This window comes from Staphylococcus felis, from assembly GCF_003012915.1.
GTDB lineage: Bacteria > Bacillota > Bacilli > Staphylococcales > Staphylococcaceae > Staphylococcus > Staphylococcus felis.
Map to the genome: position 1 here is coordinate 2405640 of NZ_CP027770.1, position 16823 is coordinate 2422462.

General features: G+C 34.3%; 18 protein-coding genes. 8 read left to right on the top strand and 10 right to left on the bottom strand.

What is annotated here, in order from left to right; all coding sequences use genetic code 11:
* Positions 1-294: 294 nt before the first annotated feature.
* From C7J90_RS11480 to C7J90_RS11505, 6 genes are all read right to left on the bottom strand, one after another.
* The gene (locus tag C7J90_RS11480; RefSeq protein ID WP_103207567.1) at positions 295-597 is read right to left on the bottom strand and encodes a YerC/YecD family TrpR-related protein; all 303 of its coding nucleotides are present in this window, start codon (positions 595-597) and stop codon (positions 295-297) included.
* Positions 598-664: 67 nt separating this feature from the next.
* Positions 665-1960 carry an adenylosuccinate lyase gene (purB, locus tag C7J90_RS11485; RefSeq protein ID WP_103207565.1) on the bottom strand — a complete coding sequence of 432 codons (1296 nt, stop codon included), beginning with the start codon at positions 1958-1960 and terminating at the stop codon, positions 665-667.
* A 569-nt stretch (positions 1961-2529) separates the two neighbouring features.
* Positions 2530-2706 carry an NETI motif-containing protein gene (locus tag C7J90_RS11490; protein ID WP_103207563.1) on the bottom strand — a complete coding sequence of 59 codons (177 nt, stop codon included), beginning with the start codon at positions 2704-2706 and terminating at the stop codon, positions 2530-2532.
* A complete protein-coding gene (locus tag C7J90_RS11495; protein ID WP_103207561.1) occupies positions 2696-3265 on the bottom strand; it encodes a DUF2179 domain-containing protein in 570 nt (189 codons plus the stop codon). The genes C7J90_RS11490 and C7J90_RS11495 overlap by 11 nt, the downstream gene beginning before the upstream one ends.
* Positions 3266-3375: 110 nt before the next feature.
* Complete coding sequence (gene nadE / locus C7J90_RS11500; RefSeq protein WP_103207559.1) at positions 3376-4197, bottom strand: NAD(+) synthase; 822 nt, start codon at positions 4195-4197, stop codon at positions 3376-3378.
* Positions 4190-5659 carry a nicotinate phosphoribosyltransferase gene (locus C7J90_RS11505; RefSeq protein ID WP_103207557.1) on the bottom strand — a complete coding sequence of 490 codons (1470 nt, stop codon included), beginning with the start codon at positions 5657-5659 and terminating at the stop codon, positions 4190-4192. Before C7J90_RS11505 ends, nadE begins: the two co-directional genes overlap by 8 nt.
* A gap of 171 nt (positions 5660-5830) precedes the next feature.
* Here C7J90_RS11505 and C7J90_RS11510 point away from each other — a divergent pair, with 171 nt between their 5' ends.
* Complete coding sequence (locus tag C7J90_RS11510) at positions 5831-6901, top strand: nitric oxide synthase oxygenase (protein ID WP_103207555.1); 1071 nt, start codon at positions 5831-5833, stop codon at positions 6899-6901.
* Between the two features lie 39 nt (positions 6902-6940).
* Entirely contained in the window at positions 6941-7750 is an 810-nt protein-coding gene (locus C7J90_RS11515) for a prephenate dehydratase (protein WP_103207553.1), read from the top strand.
* A 102-nt stretch (positions 7751-7852) separates the two neighbouring features.
* Here C7J90_RS11515 and C7J90_RS11520 read toward each other — a convergent pair whose 3' ends face one another.
* On the bottom strand, positions 7853-8956 hold the full coding sequence (locus tag C7J90_RS11520; RefSeq protein ID WP_416060869.1) for a glycosyl hydrolase family 28-related protein: 1104 nt from the start codon (positions 8954-8956) through the stop codon (positions 7853-7855).
* 87 nt (positions 8957-9043) lie between these two features.
* On the opposite strand from C7J90_RS11520, the gene C7J90_RS11525 reads away from it, so the two are divergent.
* The 4 genes from C7J90_RS11525 (at position 9044) to C7J90_RS11540 (ending at position 12428) form a co-directional block, all read left to right on the top strand.
* Complete coding sequence (locus C7J90_RS11525) at positions 9044-9595, top strand: cysteine hydrolase family protein (RefSeq protein WP_103207551.1); 552 nt, start codon at positions 9044-9046, stop codon at positions 9593-9595.
* Positions 9596-9652: 57 nt separating this feature from the next.
* Positions 9653-10579, top strand: coding sequence for a manganese-dependent inorganic pyrophosphatase (locus C7J90_RS11530; RefSeq protein WP_174688371.1), 927 nt, complete (start codon positions 9653-9655; stop codon positions 10577-10579).
* Positions 10580-10613: 34 nt separating this feature from the next.
* Complete coding sequence (locus C7J90_RS11535; protein WP_103207548.1) at positions 10614-10895, top strand: GNAT family N-acetyltransferase; 282 nt, start codon at positions 10614-10616, stop codon at positions 10893-10895.
* A 153-nt stretch (positions 10896-11048) separates the two neighbouring features.
* Positions 11049-12428 (top strand): aldehyde dehydrogenase, encoded by a 1380-nt coding sequence (locus C7J90_RS11540; protein ID WP_103207546.1) that lies wholly within the window; start codon positions 11049-11051, stop codon positions 12426-12428.
* A 286-nt stretch (positions 12429-12714) separates the two neighbouring features.
* Here C7J90_RS11540 and pglS read toward each other — a convergent pair whose 3' ends face one another.
* The 3 genes from pglS to C7J90_RS12030 all read right to left on the bottom strand — a co-directional run bounded on the left by pglS (position 12715) and on the right by C7J90_RS12030 (position 14684).
* Complete coding sequence (gene pglS, locus C7J90_RS11545) at positions 12715-13752, bottom strand: 6-phosphogluconolactonase (protein WP_103207544.1); 1038 nt, start codon at positions 13750-13752, stop codon at positions 12715-12717.
* 63 nt (positions 13753-13815) lie between these two features.
* A complete protein-coding gene (locus tag C7J90_RS11550; protein ID WP_103207542.1) occupies positions 13816-14385 on the bottom strand; it encodes a hypothetical protein in 570 nt (189 codons plus the stop codon).
* 128 nt (positions 14386-14513) lie between these two features.
* A complete protein-coding gene (locus C7J90_RS12030) occupies positions 14514-14684 on the bottom strand; it encodes a hypothetical protein (protein ID WP_167389003.1) in 171 nt (56 codons plus the stop codon).
* Between the two features lie 169 nt (positions 14685-14853).
* Here C7J90_RS12030 and C7J90_RS11555 point away from each other — a divergent pair, with 169 nt between their 5' ends.
* Together C7J90_RS11555 and C7J90_RS11560 are read left to right on the top strand one after the other, a co-directional pair.
* The gene (locus tag C7J90_RS11555; protein WP_103207540.1) at positions 14854-15243 is read left to right on the top strand and encodes a hypothetical protein; all 390 of its coding nucleotides are present in this window, start codon (positions 14854-14856) and stop codon (positions 15241-15243) included.
* Between the two features lie 288 nt (positions 15244-15531).
* The gene (locus C7J90_RS11560; RefSeq protein WP_103207538.1) at positions 15532-16575 is read left to right on the top strand and encodes a C45 family autoproteolytic acyltransferase/hydrolase; all 1044 of its coding nucleotides are present in this window, start codon (positions 15532-15534) and stop codon (positions 16573-16575) included.
* Positions 16576-16823: the final 248 nt, after the last annotated feature.

Consider the following 16823-nt stretch of genomic DNA (forward strand, 5'->3'; position numbering starts at 1 on the left):
TACAGAAACTTCCCTTTGGCTGCCTTATAATGATACCGTTAAATCAATACCTAAGAAGGTATTCAAACACCATCGTGGTGCGACTAAACATATCATTAAAGGAAAAACTTCGAGATTTTTCGTGAATTCGTACGAAAACCTCGAAGTTTTTCGATTACTGATATATATCAGACTCCTTATTTGTATATCAGTTTGACCTTCATCTTATTTTGGGGCAAAATAATGAAAGCTTGAAACTATGATAAATATAATCATACGTCCCATAAAAATTGATGAAATGCAAAAATGACTATATCAATCTTTTGTTTCGATATTCATACGCTCAAGTATCATTGTATATGCATCATTTCCCCATTGGAGCGATCGTTTAACTCGAGAAATGGTTGCTGTCGATGCACCTGATTCTTGTTCAATTGTGGCATAAGTATACCCTTGTTTGATCATTTTAGCGACTTGCAATCGTTGTGAAAGCGACTGAATCTCATTCACAGTACATAAATCATCAAAAAATTGATAACATTCTTCTCTTGTTTCTAATGTTAAAATTGCATCAAATAATTCATCTAATGCTTGTCCTCGTAATTTTTCAATTTGCATGCAAACAACCCCTAATTGATTAATCTATTATTATTTTAACGAATTAATAGATTAAAGTGTAGTAAAGTTATTCTAACCCCACCCTTTTAAATATTGTATCAACTTGATTAAGGTGATGTCTAGGGTCAAAACATGCATCTAATTCTTCTTTAGATAATTGGTCAGTAATTTTTGAATCGGCTTCAACAAGTTCTCTAAATGGCGTTTTTGTTTGCCATGATTCCATTGCTTTAGGTTGCACAGTATCATAAGCTTCTTCACGAACCATACCTTTATCGATTAATGCGAGCAATACACGTTGCGAATAAATTAAACCAAATGTCTTATTCATATTCTCAGTCATGTTCTCTTCATAGACTGTCAAGCGATCAATGATATTTGTAAAACGATTTAGGGCATAATCTAATGCAATCGTCACGTCTGGTAACATAATACGTTCTGCCGATGAGTGAGAAATATCTCTCTCATGCCATAGCGCTACATTTTCATATGCTGTTGTAATATAACCACGAATAACGCGAGCAATACCTGTGATGTTTTCAGAACCAATTGGATTACGTTTATGAGGCATAGCAGATGACCCTTTTTGACCTTTTGCAAACGCTTCTTCTACTTCACGTGTTTCAGTTTTTTGTAAATTTCTAACTTCTACGGCAAATTTTTCAAGAGATGTCGCTATTAAACTCATTGTAGCAATATAATATGCATGGCGATCACGTTGTAATGTTTGTGTCGAGATCGGTGCAGTCCCGATTCCTAAATGCTTGCATACATATGATTCAATCTCAGGTGGAATATTAGCGAATGTACCAACTGCTCCACTCATTTTTCCTACTTCAATTTCTTCACGCACACGTTTAAAACGCTCTAAATTACGCTTCATCTCCGCATACCAAAGTGCCATTTTCAAACCAAAAGTTGTTGGTTCTGCATGCACACCATGTGTTCTTCCCATCATCAATGTTGTTTTATACTTTTTAGCTTTTGCAGCTAAAACTTCTATAAAACGCTCTAAATCCTTTTCAATGATATCGTTGGCTTGTTTAATTTGAAAACTTAGCGCCGTATCAACGACATCTGTAGAAGTTAAACCATAATGTACCCATTTACGTTCATCACCTAGTGTTTCTGAAACTTGACGCGTAAATGCTACGACGTCATGGCGCGTTTCTTGTTCGATTTCTTTAGCTCGATTTACATCAACGCGTGCATGCTTTCTAATCTTTTCAACATCTTCTTTAGGGATATAACCTAGTTCGCTCCAAGCTTCACTTGCTAGAATTTCGACCTCTAACCATGCTTCATAACGATTTTGATCTGTCCAAATATTTGACATTTCTGCTCTTGAATAACGTTCAATCATTATTTACAAACTCCTAACATTTATAGTTAATTTTATTATAGCAAAGACTTAAAAGATATACATTTCTTATTCAACCAGATTTAACATTCGTGTTCAAGTAGTTTTTTTCTATATTTTTTAATTATAAAGACGGTTCTACACCCTTTTCACGAATTATATAGATTGAATATTCGTTAATATACGCTTATACTCTCAATCTGATGCATTCAAAACACTCAACTTTTATATTTTTAAGTCAATCGCATTGCATAAAACAGGCTGGGACATAAATATCTCGAATTTTTTTATATTTAAATGCTACGAAAGTGTCTTTTTTAAAAAGTATTTTAATATAAAATCACATGTATATGACGTAGTATCGTAGGCGAGACTTCTGAGGGAATAGGTTGAGCTTCGAGACCGGGGCTCGACCTATTCCCTAGGAAATGCGATCCAAACAATACGAATGATTGATAAAGGAATAGCGTAGAGATGATTCAATCATGAACCATCTCTACGCTATTATTTCGGGGTTTATGTTCCAAACTCTTATCATTAAATACTTTATCTACAATATCTAAATAAAGATGCTACTCTTTTATTTTTTGACCAGTAAAGATAATTTCTTGCTTTAACACTTCAACATGTCCATGCTCATCTTCTTTAAAGATGGGCTTTTCGTAGCGTCTCACAGGCATATAACCTTGTGATTTCATACGCTCTAAACATTCTTGGATGGATTCATGATCTTCAACTTTAAATTTCATCAGTATCATACGCCTTTACTTTCTTACTACGTACACCTTTAACCCAAAATCCGCCATGAATGGTCCGTGGCTCATACGCTATAACAAACGCTTTGGGATCTAACTGCTTAATCGTATCCATTAGCTTTAATTCATAACGTCTTGGTGTAAGAATTTGCATCACTAATCGGTCGCCATCACGCCCATGTGCACCAAAGTGTGTGACACCATATCCTAAGTCACGTAACTGCCTTGGCAAATCCAATTCATAGTCAGCTGTTGTCACATTCACAACCGAGTACCCTAACGCAAGTTTCTCCTCAATTCTCATACCTACTATAATACCTACTGAAAAACCTAACGCATACGCAATGATGTTTAAAAATTGATCTAAACTAGACATCACCATTCCTAATCCAATAACATATACTAAAACTTCTACAAAACTGACGACAGCCGCGACATATCGATAACCTTTCAGTGTTAGAATGACACGCATCGTCAAAGCAGTGACATAAGCTACGTTAATCATAAATATCGCAATAAGCATCATCCAAGGGTTATCATTAATAAAACTCATAGGCAACCTCATTTCTTATTCAATCTAGCTTGTGTTAAGCGGTCGCGTCAAAATTTTGAGCCCCTTCCTTCAAAACACAAATACTTTTGTCCCTACATTATTATAATTTCTTACTTTGGCCACGTAAAGCGTGTATATGCTAATTCTCGCTTATGTGCATTTCTCACATAATGTGATTCAATGACCTCTGCATCTTTTGCATCCACATGCTTCCCTTCAAGGTAGTCATCAATTGCTTGATAGGAGACACCTAATGCTTCTTCATCAGGGAGCTGCGGTTTTAAATCTTCAAGATCTGCAGTTGGTGTTTTTTCATAAAGGTGTGGACTTGCACCTAAACTTTTTAATAATTGACGTCCTTGTCTTTTATTAAGTCCAAATAGTGGCGCAATATCTGCTGCACCATCTCCATATTTAGTAAAAAAGCCCGTAACATTTTCTGCTGAGTGATCTGTACCAATGACAATACCACTCGTGTTGGAAGCAATTGAGTATTGTACTTTCATACGTTCTCTTGCTTTTTCATTCCCTTTTTGAAAATCAGTAAGTTCAATACCAGCCTCTTTAAGCGATTGAACACTTTGATCAACAGCTGCTTTGATATTTACTGTCACAACACGGTCTGGGTTAATGAATTGAATTGCATCATCTACTTCATTTGCATCTTTTTGAACACCATAAGGTAACTTCACTGCGATAAATTCATACCGCTCACTCTCTGATTCATTGAGTTCATTTACTGCTAATTGGGCGATTTTTCCAGCTAATGTTGAGTCTTGTCCTCCAGAAATACCTAGGACTAACGTCTTAATGAAACGGTGGCTTTTTACATAATTTTTAATGAAGTTTTTAATTTCATTAATTGTCGTTTCACTATTAATATGAGGCTGTACTTTCATTTCGTTTACAATTATAGATTGTAAGTCAGTCATGGTCTTCCTCCATCTCTTTAATCTTTTCTGCGACTTCAAATATGCGCTTATGTTTATTTTCCCAACAAGCTGTACTTAAATCTACTGGATATTCTTCTGGATTTAAATAACGTTTGTTTTCCTCCCATAAAAGCCCTAAATTACTTTGAAGATAATGTTTAGCTTCTATTTCAGATGGGAGGTCATATACAAGCTCACCATTGACGAAAATATCGCGATGAAGATCAACAGCTTTGAAATGCTTGATCCATTTCATTTTATAGGTATGAATCGGATGGAACATTTTAAGCTTTTCTTCAAGTTCTGGCTCTTCGTGATCTAGAGCAATATAGTCCCCTTCAGATTTGTTTGTTTTAGTGTTAATAATACGATATACTTTCTTCTTCCCTGGTGTTGTTACTTTTTCAGCATTATTGGATAATTTGATTCGATCAATGAGTTGTCCTGATTCATCTTCTACTGCCACTAGCTTATACACTGCACCTAAAGCAGGCTGTTGGTAAGCTGTAATCAATTTCGTCCCTACACCCCATGCATCGACAGTAGCTCCTTGTGCTTTTAGGCTTGTAATCGTTTGTTCGTCTAAATCATTTGATGCAATAATTTTCGCGTCTTTAAATCCCGCTTCGTCTAACATTTTACGTGCTGCTTTCGATAAATAAGCAATATCACCTGAATCTAAACGAATACCAATAAAGTTGATTTTATCTCCTAATTCTTTTGCCACTCGTATAGCATTTGGCACACCTGACTTTAATGTGTGGAATGTATCAACTAAAAAGACACAGTTTTGGTGTCTTTCAGCATATTTTTTGAACGCAGTATATTCATCTCCGTATGTTTGAACAAAGGCATGTGCATGTGTTCCGGACACTGGAATATCAAACAATTTACCAGCGCGCACATTACTTGTTGAATCAAAGCCACCAATAATTGCTGCCCGTGCGCCCCAAACAGCCGCATCTAACTCGTGTGCACGACGTGTTCCAAACTCCATGATTGTGTCATTTACTGCCACTTGTTTGATTAAACTCGCTTTCGTTGCGATTAATGTTTGAAAATTAACGATGTTAAGTAAGGCTGTTTCAATCAGTTGAGCTTGAATTAACGGCGCTTCAACACGAATTAACGGTTCGTTATTAAAGCATAATTCACCTTCTTGCATTGATCGGATATTCCCTGTGAACTTTAATTGGGCTAAATAGGATAAAAAATCCTCTTGATAACCAATTGACCGCAAATACTCAATATCTGATTCAGAAAAGTGAAGATTTTGAATAAAATCTATCACTCTTCGCAAACCATTAAAAACAGCATAACCACTTCCAAAAGGCATATTTCTAAAATACAAGTCAAATATCGCTTTACGTTCATGAATGTTGTCAAACCAATAAGACTCAGCCATATTGATTTGATATAAATCATTGTGCAACATTAAACTATCATCATTATACTGGTACATATTCTTCTCCTTTAATTAAGCTAGGCATTATAGTTATATTCATAGTATCATATTTATCCAATGACTTCTGTTGAAATTAATTATCAAAATAACTCCAACAAAAATATGACAATTAATTTTTTGATTACTATGTTTATGCAAAATTGCATATAATATATTGGAGGTGAAAAAATGTTTACTAAGGCTCGACTATTTATCGAACAAATGTATGGAGAACTCGGAAAACCAACTCATGAAGTCCAAAATAGACTTAAAGTCATCAAAGAAGAAATTGAATCAACTGGCACATATTACCACACTACAGAAGAACTCACATACGGTGCCAAAATGGCTTGGCGCAATTCAAATAAATGTATAGGTCGCTTATTTTGGGAGCGTTTAGCAATTAATGATGCAAGACATATCAAAGAAGAAAATGAGTTTATTGAATCGATAAATCACCATTTATCATATGCAACAAACAATGGACGTATTAAACCTTATATTACAATATATGCTCAGTCTGAAGCGCAAGGACCTAAAATTTTTAATCATCAACTCATACGGTATGCGGGATATGAACACGCTGGTGATCCGTCAGAACGTGAAATCACACAACTTGCTGAGCATTTAGGCTGGCGCGGTGAAGGGACTCATTTTGACGTATTACCACTGATTTATCAATTGCCAAATCATCAAGTGAAGTTTTACGAATATCCTAAAGACCTCATAAAAGAGGTTGACATTACACATGCACATTATCCAAATGTTGAGAAACTTGGCTACAAATGGTATGCGGTTCCCATCATTTCGAATATGGATTTAAAAATTGGAGGCATTACATACCCTACTGTGCCATTTAATGGATGGTATATGGTCAATGAAATTGCAGTACGTAACTTTACAGATACGTATCGGTATAACTTTCTTCCACAGTTTGCAGAAGCGATGGGATTTCATAACCTTAAGAATAGCACTTTTAATAAAGATCGGGTTTTAGTTGAGATTAATGCTGCAGTCTATCAATCATTCAAAAATGCGGGTGTTTCCATTGTCGATCACTTAACAGCATCTAAACAATTTGAACAATTTGAAAAAAATGAGCGAATCAACAATCGTTCGGTTACTGGAAAGTGGTCATGGCTTGCACCACCTTTATCACCAAGTCTAACACCTAATTACCATCATGGTTATGACAATACCATTCGTGAACCTAACTTTTTTTACAAAGAACAATCACATTCAGGGTGTCCATTTCATTAACATAGTGTAAAATGATAAAAAACTGTTAGGAGGATGCCCATGCATTTGTATTATCTCGGCCCAAAAGGCACTTTCTCATATTTAGCTGCTCAAAACTATATTCAACAGTCACAATATACCAAAAATTTGAAACTTGTATCTAAAGAAAGTCTATATGAAGTCATTATGGCATTAAATCATAAAGAGGATGCTTTAGCAATTGTTCCGATTGAAAATGCGATTGAGGGCACAATTAACATCGTTGCTGACACACTTGTGCATCAAAAATTATGTGTCATCGATGAAGTCACGTTAAAAGTTCAATTAGCTCTTTACGGAGAACATTCACAAACAGTAGATCATATTACTCATGTTTATTCTATTGACCCCGCAATTAGCCAGGCTCAACAATTTATACGTCGTCATCATTTCAATATCACCAACACAACAAGTACGATTGCTGCGTTATCCTATATTAATAGGCATTCCGCGGCTATCGCACCTCTAGGAAGTGGTGAATTGTACGGTTATAAAGCATTAGAAACGCATATAGAAGATTCACCTAATAATATGACTCGGTTTCTAGTTTTAAAGAACAATACAAACATTACACAACTAACTGGTAAAGAATGTTTAATGATTATCACGCCTACATATGATAAACCTGGGATATTGGCTAGTATCCTTAATACCTTCTATTTATTTGATATTAATTTAAAATGGGTCGCCTCTCGACCGCTCAAAACAAAATTAGGAAGATATCGATTTTTTGTACAAGCTGAGTCTATAGATGACCACACCTTACAAAAAGTTTGTACCATTCTTGATACTTTAGATTTTCAAACAACACTTCTCGGTCGCTTTAACTAATAGCTAAATTTTTATTGATTGATATGTGTAATAAGAGATGAGTCTAGTCAACCCAATTAATGGTTAGCTACACTCATCTCTTTTGATTTATATATTGAATTGTCACTCATTTAAAGCAATTTGTTGGTCTTTGACGTGTAACATCTGTAGAGGTGGTAACAAGTTATTCTGCACAACAGTGAGTCCCCTAATAGCAGTTAACTGAATCGCATTACATTCTTTTAAAAATGAATTGTTGATGATGCTTACATTTTGATGCGGTGCTTGTTTATGACTTCGTATGTGTATTGTATTAAGTTTACGACAGTTTACAAATGTATTATTTAATACATCTAATACTTGACCACCTTGTTTCCCCGATTTTTGGCCATCTAGACTATGCATATTTTTCCCTTTATACACACCTAAATAGCGTATCCCTCCAGCGCAATTGATAAATACATTATCATATATCATCATATTTATTCCCTTTAGAGGTGTTAATGCATAGTCTTTGGTATTTTCAAAAACATTATGTTGGATAACAACGTTTTCATAAAAGGCATCAAGACGACTTGCATGTGACCCTATCGCACGATTCCATGCATGCATTTTCCCTTCGTTTGAACTTCCAAAGTAGCAATGTTCAATTAAAATATTTTTAGTGATTGTTCCATCATTAGCGCCGAACTTTGGAAAAGCGCCTTTCACGAATAAATCGAGCTGAATTGCTTCTGAAAACGATCGGTCACCATTGATATCGTAAAAACCTAAAAACTGACAGTGATGAATATGAACATGATTTAAACCACATGCATCAATTCCATGACCTCCCACCACATTTTTGATCGTAACCGAATCAATCTCGATATGTTGCGCGTGACCCAAACACATTGCCGTATTATTGTAAGGGTAGTCGTTCCCATTCATATCAAATGTGCCACCCTTAATTTTAATGTGGCCATTCCCACTATACCTATAATATTTTTTTAAACTCGATCCATTTTTGATTAATGCATCTCTACTTTTCCTAAGAAAGATGGCTTCTTTATCTAAAATTAGTGTAGTACCTTCATATATTTTTAATGCTTTTCCAATGTAATAAGTGCCTTTAGGGATATAGATGGATATAGGCTCACGCTTTCCTTTATTCAATGCGTGTTGAATTTTTAACGTATCCCAAATCACGTCTTTAACTTGTATTAATAAATTCCATAATTTCATCATTTAAATGTAGAAACCTCCCTATTTTAGGTTATACTATTAATAATATTGCATTAAACTACTTAATTCCATATTTTTAGGAGGACAATTATGGTCAAAAAAGCTTTAATTATCGTCGACTATTCATATGATTTCGTAGCAACTGATGGAAAGCTCACATGTGGAGAACCTGCTCAAGCTATAGAGCCATTTATACTCAATCGAATTCAATCATATGACGAAGCGAATAGTCCTATATTTTTTATGATGGATTTACACTTTGAAAATGATCCATATCATCCAGAGTCTAAAACTTTCCCACCACATAATATCGAGCATAGTAAAGGTCGCGATTTATACGGAGAAGTTGGAAAGAAGTATGAAGAAATTAAACATAAATCACATATTTTCTTTTTAGATAAAAGACGCTTCGATTCTTTTTTTGGTACACCTTTAGATAGTCTGTTACGTGAAAGACAAATTGATACCCTTGAAATTTTAGGGGTATGTACTGATATTTGTGTACTTCACACAGCAACAAGTGCATATAATTTAGATTATCAATTAATCATACCTAAAAACGGGGTCGCCTCTTTTGATTTAACCGGTCATGAGTGGGCACTCACACATTTTAAAAATACATTAGGCGCAGAGGTAGAATAAACCTCAAAAGACGTGATAAAATAGAATTCAGTATAACTTTAAAAATAAGGAGATTTTATAATGTCAACATATATTTTCGGTCATAAAAATCCAGATACAGATGCAATATCATCAGCTATCATCATGGCTGATTTCGAACAATTACATGGAAACAAGGAAGCAAAAGCCTTCCGTTTAGGTGAAGTAGGACCTGAAACGCAATATGCGTTAGATTATTTCAAAGTCGAAAAACCTGAGCTATTAACAGATGATTTATCAAACCAAACCGTAATTCTAGTCGATCATAACGAATTCCAACAAAGTGCTGATACTATTGAAAATGCAACAATTAAACATGTTATCGATCACCACCGTATCGCTAACTTTGAAACAGCTGGGCCACTCTATTATCGTTCTGAACCAGTTGGTTGTACAGCTACTATTTTATTTAAAATGTACAATGAACGTAATTACGAAATCAAAAAGCATATTGCCGGTTTAATGTTGTCTGCAATTATTTCAGACAGTCTTTTATTCAAATCCCCAACATGTACTGAACAAGATGTTAAAGCGGCTAAAGCTTTAGCTGAAATTGCGGGTGTTGACGTAGAAGAGTATGGTCTAGCAATGCTAAAAGCAGGCGCTTCAACAACTAACAAATCAGAAAAACAACTATTAGAAACTGACGCTAAATCATTTAATATGGGTGAGCATACAGTTCGAATCGCACAAGTTAACACAGTGGACATCGATGAAGTTATTGCTCGTCAAGACGCATTAGAAAATGAAATGAACAAAGCAATCGCAGAAGAAGGTTATGACACATTTGTCCTTGTCATTACTGACATTTTAAACAGTGATTCTAAAATCTTAGTCGCTGGTTCAGATAAAGATAAAATCGGGCAAGCTTTTAATACAACATTAGAAAACAACACTGCTTTCTTACCAAATGTCGTTTCACGTAAAAAGCAAATCGTTCCACCAATCACTGAAGTCCTTTCATAATTCAAAACCCTTAAATTTAAAGGAAGTGATAATCATGACACGTAACATTCATGAAGGTTCAAATCATTTTTATATTGGAGATAATGCAAATCAGCCAATTGCAGAAATCACTTTTACGTACCGCGATGTGAATACGATAGATGTTAATCACACGTTTGTAGACCCCTCTTTAAGAGGTGAAGGCATCGCGAAACAGTTATTTGATAAAGTTATAGAAAAAGCACAAAACGAAAATTTAAAAATTATCCCTACTTGTTCGTATGTTTATAAACAATTTGAAAAAAATCCAGAATTAGCATCGTTAAGAGCTAAGTAGAACGGACTTTAATCTATAAGTAGGATACCTTTTCATAATGTGAATTGATGTTTTTACCCTGTCAGTTCATATTTGAGCGAGACTGATTGATTCAAGCTAGTTATTTTTGGACAATCGTCTCGCTTTTCATTAATGATAGAAAGGAAATCCAGAATGAACGAATACCAAACATTGTTTAATCAATCTCAAACATACTTCAAATCTCAAGAAACGAAATCAATCAAATTTCGTAAAAAGCAACTAAAACTACTAGCCAAAACAATCAAACAACATCAAGCTGAGTTGATAGACGCTTTAAATCAAGATCTTGGAAAAAGTGATGTTGAAGCATATGCAACAGAAATCGGCTTTGTGCTTCACAGCATTAAACAAGCTAGACAAAAAGTATCAAAGTGGGCTAAAAAGAAAGCTGTTGATACCCCTTTTTTCTTATTTCCTGCTAAAAGCTTTATGATTAAAGAACCTTTAGGCACCGTTTTAATAGTAGGACCCTTTAATTATCCATTTCAACTCATTTTTGAACCTTTAATTGGTGCAATTGCTGCTGGAAACACTGCCATACTTAAACCTTCTGAACTCACACCACACGTGAGTGACGTCATTGAAAAAATGATTCATAACACGTTTCCTAGCCATTATATTTCAGTAGTACAAGGTGATGCAGAAGTCTTACAATCTTTACTTGCTTTGCCATTTGATCATATTTTCTTTACAGGAAGTCAAAGAGTGGGCCAGATTGTATATGAAGCAGCGTCAAAACATCTAACTCCTGTGACTTTAGAGTTAGGCGGAAAATCTCCTACCATTATTGATAAAACTGCAAATTTAAAAGTCGCAAGTGAACGTATTTGTTTTGGAAAATTTTTAAATGCTGGGCAAACTTGCGTCGCTCCAGACTATATTTTAATTGATGAAAGTGTACGCGAAGATTTTATTAAATCTCTTCAAAATACAATTATCGAATTTTATGGGAAGAATCCTCAAATGAGCGAGGATTTAGGAAGAATTGTAAATACTAAACATTTTAAACGGTTAGAAAACCTTTTACTTAATCATAAATCTCAAATAGTACATGGTGGGCAAACTGACCCACAAACTCGATACATCGCACCTACTATTATCGATTGTGTCAAATCTACAGACTTGATTATGCAAGATGAAATTTTTGGACCTTTATTACCTATTATGTCTTATCAACAACTAGATGAGGCCATCGATTATATTCACAGTCAACCCAAACCATTATCTTTATATTTGTTTAGCGAAGACGAAAATGTATCAAATCGTGTTATAAATGAATTGTCATTCGGTAGTGGTGCAATTAATGACACTATCCTCCAACTCGCAAACCCTCATTTGCCTTTTGGTGGTGTTGGACAGTCCGGTATAGGTCGTTATCATGGAAGATATTCGTTTGATACTTTTACACATGAGAAGCCGTATATTTTTAAAACGACAAAGCTTGAATCGGCACTCTTATTCCCACCCTATAAAGGAAAACTTAAATATATCAAACAAATATTTAAACATTAGTATAAGAATCCCAAAATATAGCGTAGAGATGATTCATGATTGAATCACCTCTATGCTTTTATTTTATCAATCATTCGTATTATTTGGCTCGCATTTCCTTAGGGGATGGGTCGAGCCCCGGTCTCGATGCTCATCCTATTCCTCAGGCGTCTCGCCAACAATACGACGTGATATACATGTCATTTTACATTAAAATCCTTTAAAAAAGTCACTTTCGTATCATTGAATGAATTATCTCATTATAAGAAAACTTCGAGATATTACGTCCCAGCCTGTTCTTTATCATTTATTTTATAAATTGAACGCACACGCCTTCAGGTGCAACTTGTGATTGGTCTCTTAACGTCAGTGTGCCATTTTCGATATCACGTTCAAAAACTGACACTCTTGAATCCCCCTCTTGATGCGCAACGACTAAATATCGATCCGATTCACTAATATTGAAGTCCCGTGGAAATTCCCCTTGTGTTGATACTATATCCACAAGTTCTAAATGACGCCCATTATCTAATACCTTAAATATGGCAATACTATCATGGCCACGATTACTTATATATAAATATTTTTGATCTTTTGATAAATGTACAGCAGCTAACTTTGTAGGATGTAAAAAATCTTCAGGTATTGTTAAATGTCTTTCAATCGCATTGAATCGTCCATCTTCATAGGCCATTACAACTACTGTGTTGGAAAGTTCATTTACAACGTATGCATATTGACCATTTTGGTGATATTCAATATGTCTAGGACCATCGCCTGGCTCTAACGATGTACGGTGTGCAACTTCTAACCCTTTTTTACCATAATGATAAGTGACTAATAAATCTGCTCCTAAATCAACAGCGACAACGTACTTTTGTTCGGGTGTTACATCCATATAATGAACATGCGATTGTTCTTGTCTATCTACATTTGGACCATGATCATACTCATGATACACTTCTTTAATGAGCTTTTTAATCTGATGATTTTGCGCATCTAATTCGTAAATACGCGCAATACCATCTCCATATACCGCTTCAAATACGTACTGACCATCTGGCGATACTGAAACGTAACATCCAGACCCTTTAAAAGACTCTAAAGCTTCTCCAGTTTTTTCAAGAACACCTTCATCATTTATTTTAAATGTAGCTAAACCAGCACGTTCATCATTTTTGGTAATTGCAATTAACATATCCTCATACTGTGCTAGATATGTAGAAGCATTAATCTCATATCCCGTCTCTAACGTTTCGATAACGCCTTTATCTTCATCTAAATTGAATTGATAAATCCCCTTCCCATCTTTTTTAGTATAAGAACCAATAAATCCTTTTGTCATTATATTTAATACCTCCAACCTATTGATAAACCTATTTTAACAAATTAAAATAAATACCACATTCTATGAAGACTTAAGTTCAATATCACCTTGTGTCACTTGCCATTGAAATCCAATTGGTGAAATGCCTTTCATCCCTTCAAAATATTTATATCCTATTAATTGCATTAAATGATGTGAACAAAAATTACTCATACAAAATGTGTTTTCAGGTTGATATTTCGGATTTCTATATAGGCGTTTTAATAAGCGACTAAAACTCAAAGGCTTTGAAAAAACAATCCATAAATCAGGGTCATTATCCACAAAAGCACGTTCAAACTTTTGCATATTTTTACTGTATTCCTTCCAAACTACCATTTTTACAGTAAATGGTTCATTCCCTTTATGATTTAAGTACTGTTCAAGTTGATTTTTAAAATAGCTAGCACTCTCAATCATTAATTGATCGCTGCTTGCACCAATCATAATATGTCTTGCTTCATCATGTTTATCCATGAAATCACGAATCATCTCAATAGATAATCGATCATTTAAATGTTGATTGTCGATTTGTTGATTCAATTGATTCAGTTGATGTGTTATGCCTGAACTAAATTGATAGGATACTAAAATATTTTCATCTAAATACACGTATAATCACCTTTATTTTAGATTTTAAAGCATCACAAATGTCCATAAAAATCAAATTAATCCAACCAACTTTTAATTCATCTAAAAATTTAGGGTTGAGACACTGCACTTGTCTCAACCCATTCAAATTAATTATTCGATTCAATATCAGCAACGATTTCTTTAGTTTTATTTTCAATGTCTTCAAAATCTTTTTTGAAAACATATGCTAAAACAGCAGCACCAACACCTAATAATAAGCTAACGATCAGTATGAAGCTGAATACAAATTTAAAAAATCCTTTAATAAAATTACACATAAACATTTCACCTCTAAAATCAATATTTCTTTATTAGTATCATATCATAGAACTAATATAGCATTAAATATATACCCTAAATAATCATTTTCTAACATGACAACTATACAATTATTGTGTTAAGTATGATAACATTTATATTATCAAAATAACGAAAGAGGTATGTTTTATGCCATACATATCTTTATTAAATTCTTGGAAAAACCATGATATCAAAACGATAGAGAACATGTTAGATGATAACGTCGTCATTTACTATTTTAATGATTTAGGCGAAGCACAACAATTAAATAAATCTACATTGTTATCAATGTTAAAAAAACGTATGCAACAAGTTCAAACTAACGAACGTTTGCAATGGAATTTTGAAATTATTCATAGAGCTACACTCAATGATCAAAATATGATTATATTTTACACCTACTCATATGAGAATCCTGATTATTTTAAAACTAAAAAAACACTCATTACGATGACATTTAAAAATAACGGTGTTAATGAAAATCATCAAATCAAGACTATTTATATCACACCAAATGTTAAAGATATTACAGAATAAAAGGATTGCTACGACATTTTAAGTAAAACCTTATGCCGTAGCAATCCTTTTTTCTGTAATGGCAATTTCTTTTAAAAACACAGCAATTAGTTCATAAAGTTACGATATAACCATTGTTTTGTTTTGATAAGTGTATTAATCCACACATTTACCACTCCTTTATCATAAAACAACCCTACCTTAGTAGTTATTATTATAATGAGCTTTATGATTGTTTACCATTAACGAAAGGTTACAACATCGTAACAAATTATTTTAAAGTGATGTCAGAAAGGAAGCGTTCATACAATGCAATACGTTACTTCAGATATACTTACCTTTAGAGGTAACCATTATGATTACGGCGTGACTGTCGGAAAATGGCTACAACAAACTCAAATGCTTAAAAATAGAGCACGCGAATGGAAAAAGCGTATACCTCGATTCGATATCGACATTTCTGAGACACACACCATATTTCAACAATTTGCTCCATCCATATGGGAAGAAATACGAGGGATACAAGAGGTACTAAACATCCCCACTCGTCAAGCTATTCTTAATTTTGCGCATTACCGCTTTACTGATTTGCCAGACAGCGGATGCACTGTGTATGTAGGTGATAATTATCTCGTACGTAATTATGACTATCATCCTGCTACTTATGATGGTCGTTATCAACTGTTCCAACCAAATGACGGAGGGTATGCACAAATTGGACCAATGTCTCGAACGACAGGGCGGATGGATGGTATGAATGAACATGGTTTAGTGATGGCTTATAATTTTATGCATCGAAAAAAACCTGCAAATGGCTTTGTTTGTTATATGATTGGCCGTCTTGTATTAGAATTATGCAAAGATGTTGCAGAAGCGATACAATTTTTACAAACTGTGCCTCACAGAAGTTCATTTAGCTATATTTTAAAAGATAAATCAAACAATCACGCTATTGTTGAAGTAACACCTCGAGGTACTAAGGTTCGATATGATACAACTTGTACGAATCATTTTAAACTGCTTACGCATGAAAATAGAAATTATACCCAAGAATCGAAAACACGTTTAGAACATTTAGAATCATCACTTGCTAATAAAACACTCAATCGTTCTGACGTTTTTAAGCTTTTTAATGACCCTAGTTATCAGATTTACAGTAAATTATTTAAAAGTTGGAGTGGTACCATCCACACATCTATGTATGATGCTCATACTCTGACAGCTTGGATAGCATTAGGTGAAAATCAAGACCCTATTCGTATCCATTTTAAAGATTGGTTATTAGGCGCACCATTAGAACACTCACAATTTTCGGGTTATATCGATACTTCAATTAGCTTCGCATCACATTAATCCTTATTTTCATTGTCATATATTAACATGAAACATAAAGCAGGCTGGGAGATCAATCCCAAAATAAATAGCGCTAAGATGATTTTTAATCAAAGTACGTCTTAGCGATTCTTTTTTATGATATGCCTTCACTTTTCGAGGTACAGCCTCAGCTGTCGTCTTCATCTAGTCCTATTCCCTCAGGAGCCTCGTCACCAATACGTCGCTTATACATATAATCATTCACTATTATACTTTAATAAATAAGA

Coding starts and splice junctions, on each gene's coding strand:
- purB (WP_103207565.1), bottom strand. CDS start 1,960: ATGATTGAACGTTATTCAAGAGCAGAAATGTCAAATATTTGGACAGAT.
- C7J90_RS11480 (WP_103207567.1), bottom strand. CDS start 597: ATGCAAATTGAAAAATTACGAGGACAAGCATTAGATGAATTATTTGAT.
- C7J90_RS11560 (WP_103207538.1), top strand. CDS start 15,532: ATGCAATACGTTACTTCAGATATACTTACCTTTAGAGGTAACCATTAT.
- C7J90_RS11505 (WP_103207557.1), bottom strand. CDS start 5,659: ATGTACCAGTATAATGATGATAGTTTAATGTTGCACAATGATTTATAT.
- C7J90_RS11540 (WP_103207546.1), top strand. CDS start 11,049: ATGAACGAATACCAAACATTGTTTAATCAATCTCAAACATACTTCAAA.
- C7J90_RS11520 (WP_416060869.1), bottom strand. CDS start 8,956: ATGATGAAATTATGGAATTTATTAATACAAGTTAAAGACGTGATTTGG.
- C7J90_RS11510 (WP_103207555.1), top strand. CDS start 5,831: ATGTTTACTAAGGCTCGACTATTTATCGAACAAATGTATGGAGAACTC.
- pglS (WP_103207544.1), bottom strand. CDS start 13,752: ATGACAAAAGGATTTATTGGTTCTTATACTAAAAAAGATGGGAAGGGG.
- C7J90_RS11535 (WP_103207548.1), top strand. CDS start 10,614: ATGACACGTAACATTCATGAAGGTTCAAATCATTTTTATATTGGAGAT.
- C7J90_RS11555 (WP_103207540.1), top strand. CDS start 14,854: ATGCCATACATATCTTTATTAAATTCTTGGAAAAACCATGATATCAAA.
- C7J90_RS11495 (WP_103207561.1), bottom strand. CDS start 3,265: ATGAGTTTTATTAATGATAACCCTTGGATGATGCTTATTGCGATATTT.
- C7J90_RS11515 (WP_103207553.1), top strand. CDS start 6,941: ATGCATTTGTATTATCTCGGCCCAAAAGGCACTTTCTCATATTTAGCT.
- C7J90_RS12030 (WP_167389003.1), bottom strand. CDS start 14,684: ATGTGTAATTTTATTAAAGGATTTTTTAAATTTGTATTCAGCTTCATA.
- C7J90_RS11490 (WP_103207563.1), bottom strand. CDS start 2,706: ATGAAATTTAAAGTTGAAGATCATGAATCCATCCAAGAATGTTTAGAG.
- nadE (WP_103207559.1), bottom strand. CDS start 4,197: ATGACTGACTTACAATCTATAATTGTAAACGAAATGAAAGTACAGCCT.
- C7J90_RS11525 (WP_103207551.1), top strand. CDS start 9,044: ATGGTCAAAAAAGCTTTAATTATCGTCGACTATTCATATGATTTCGTA.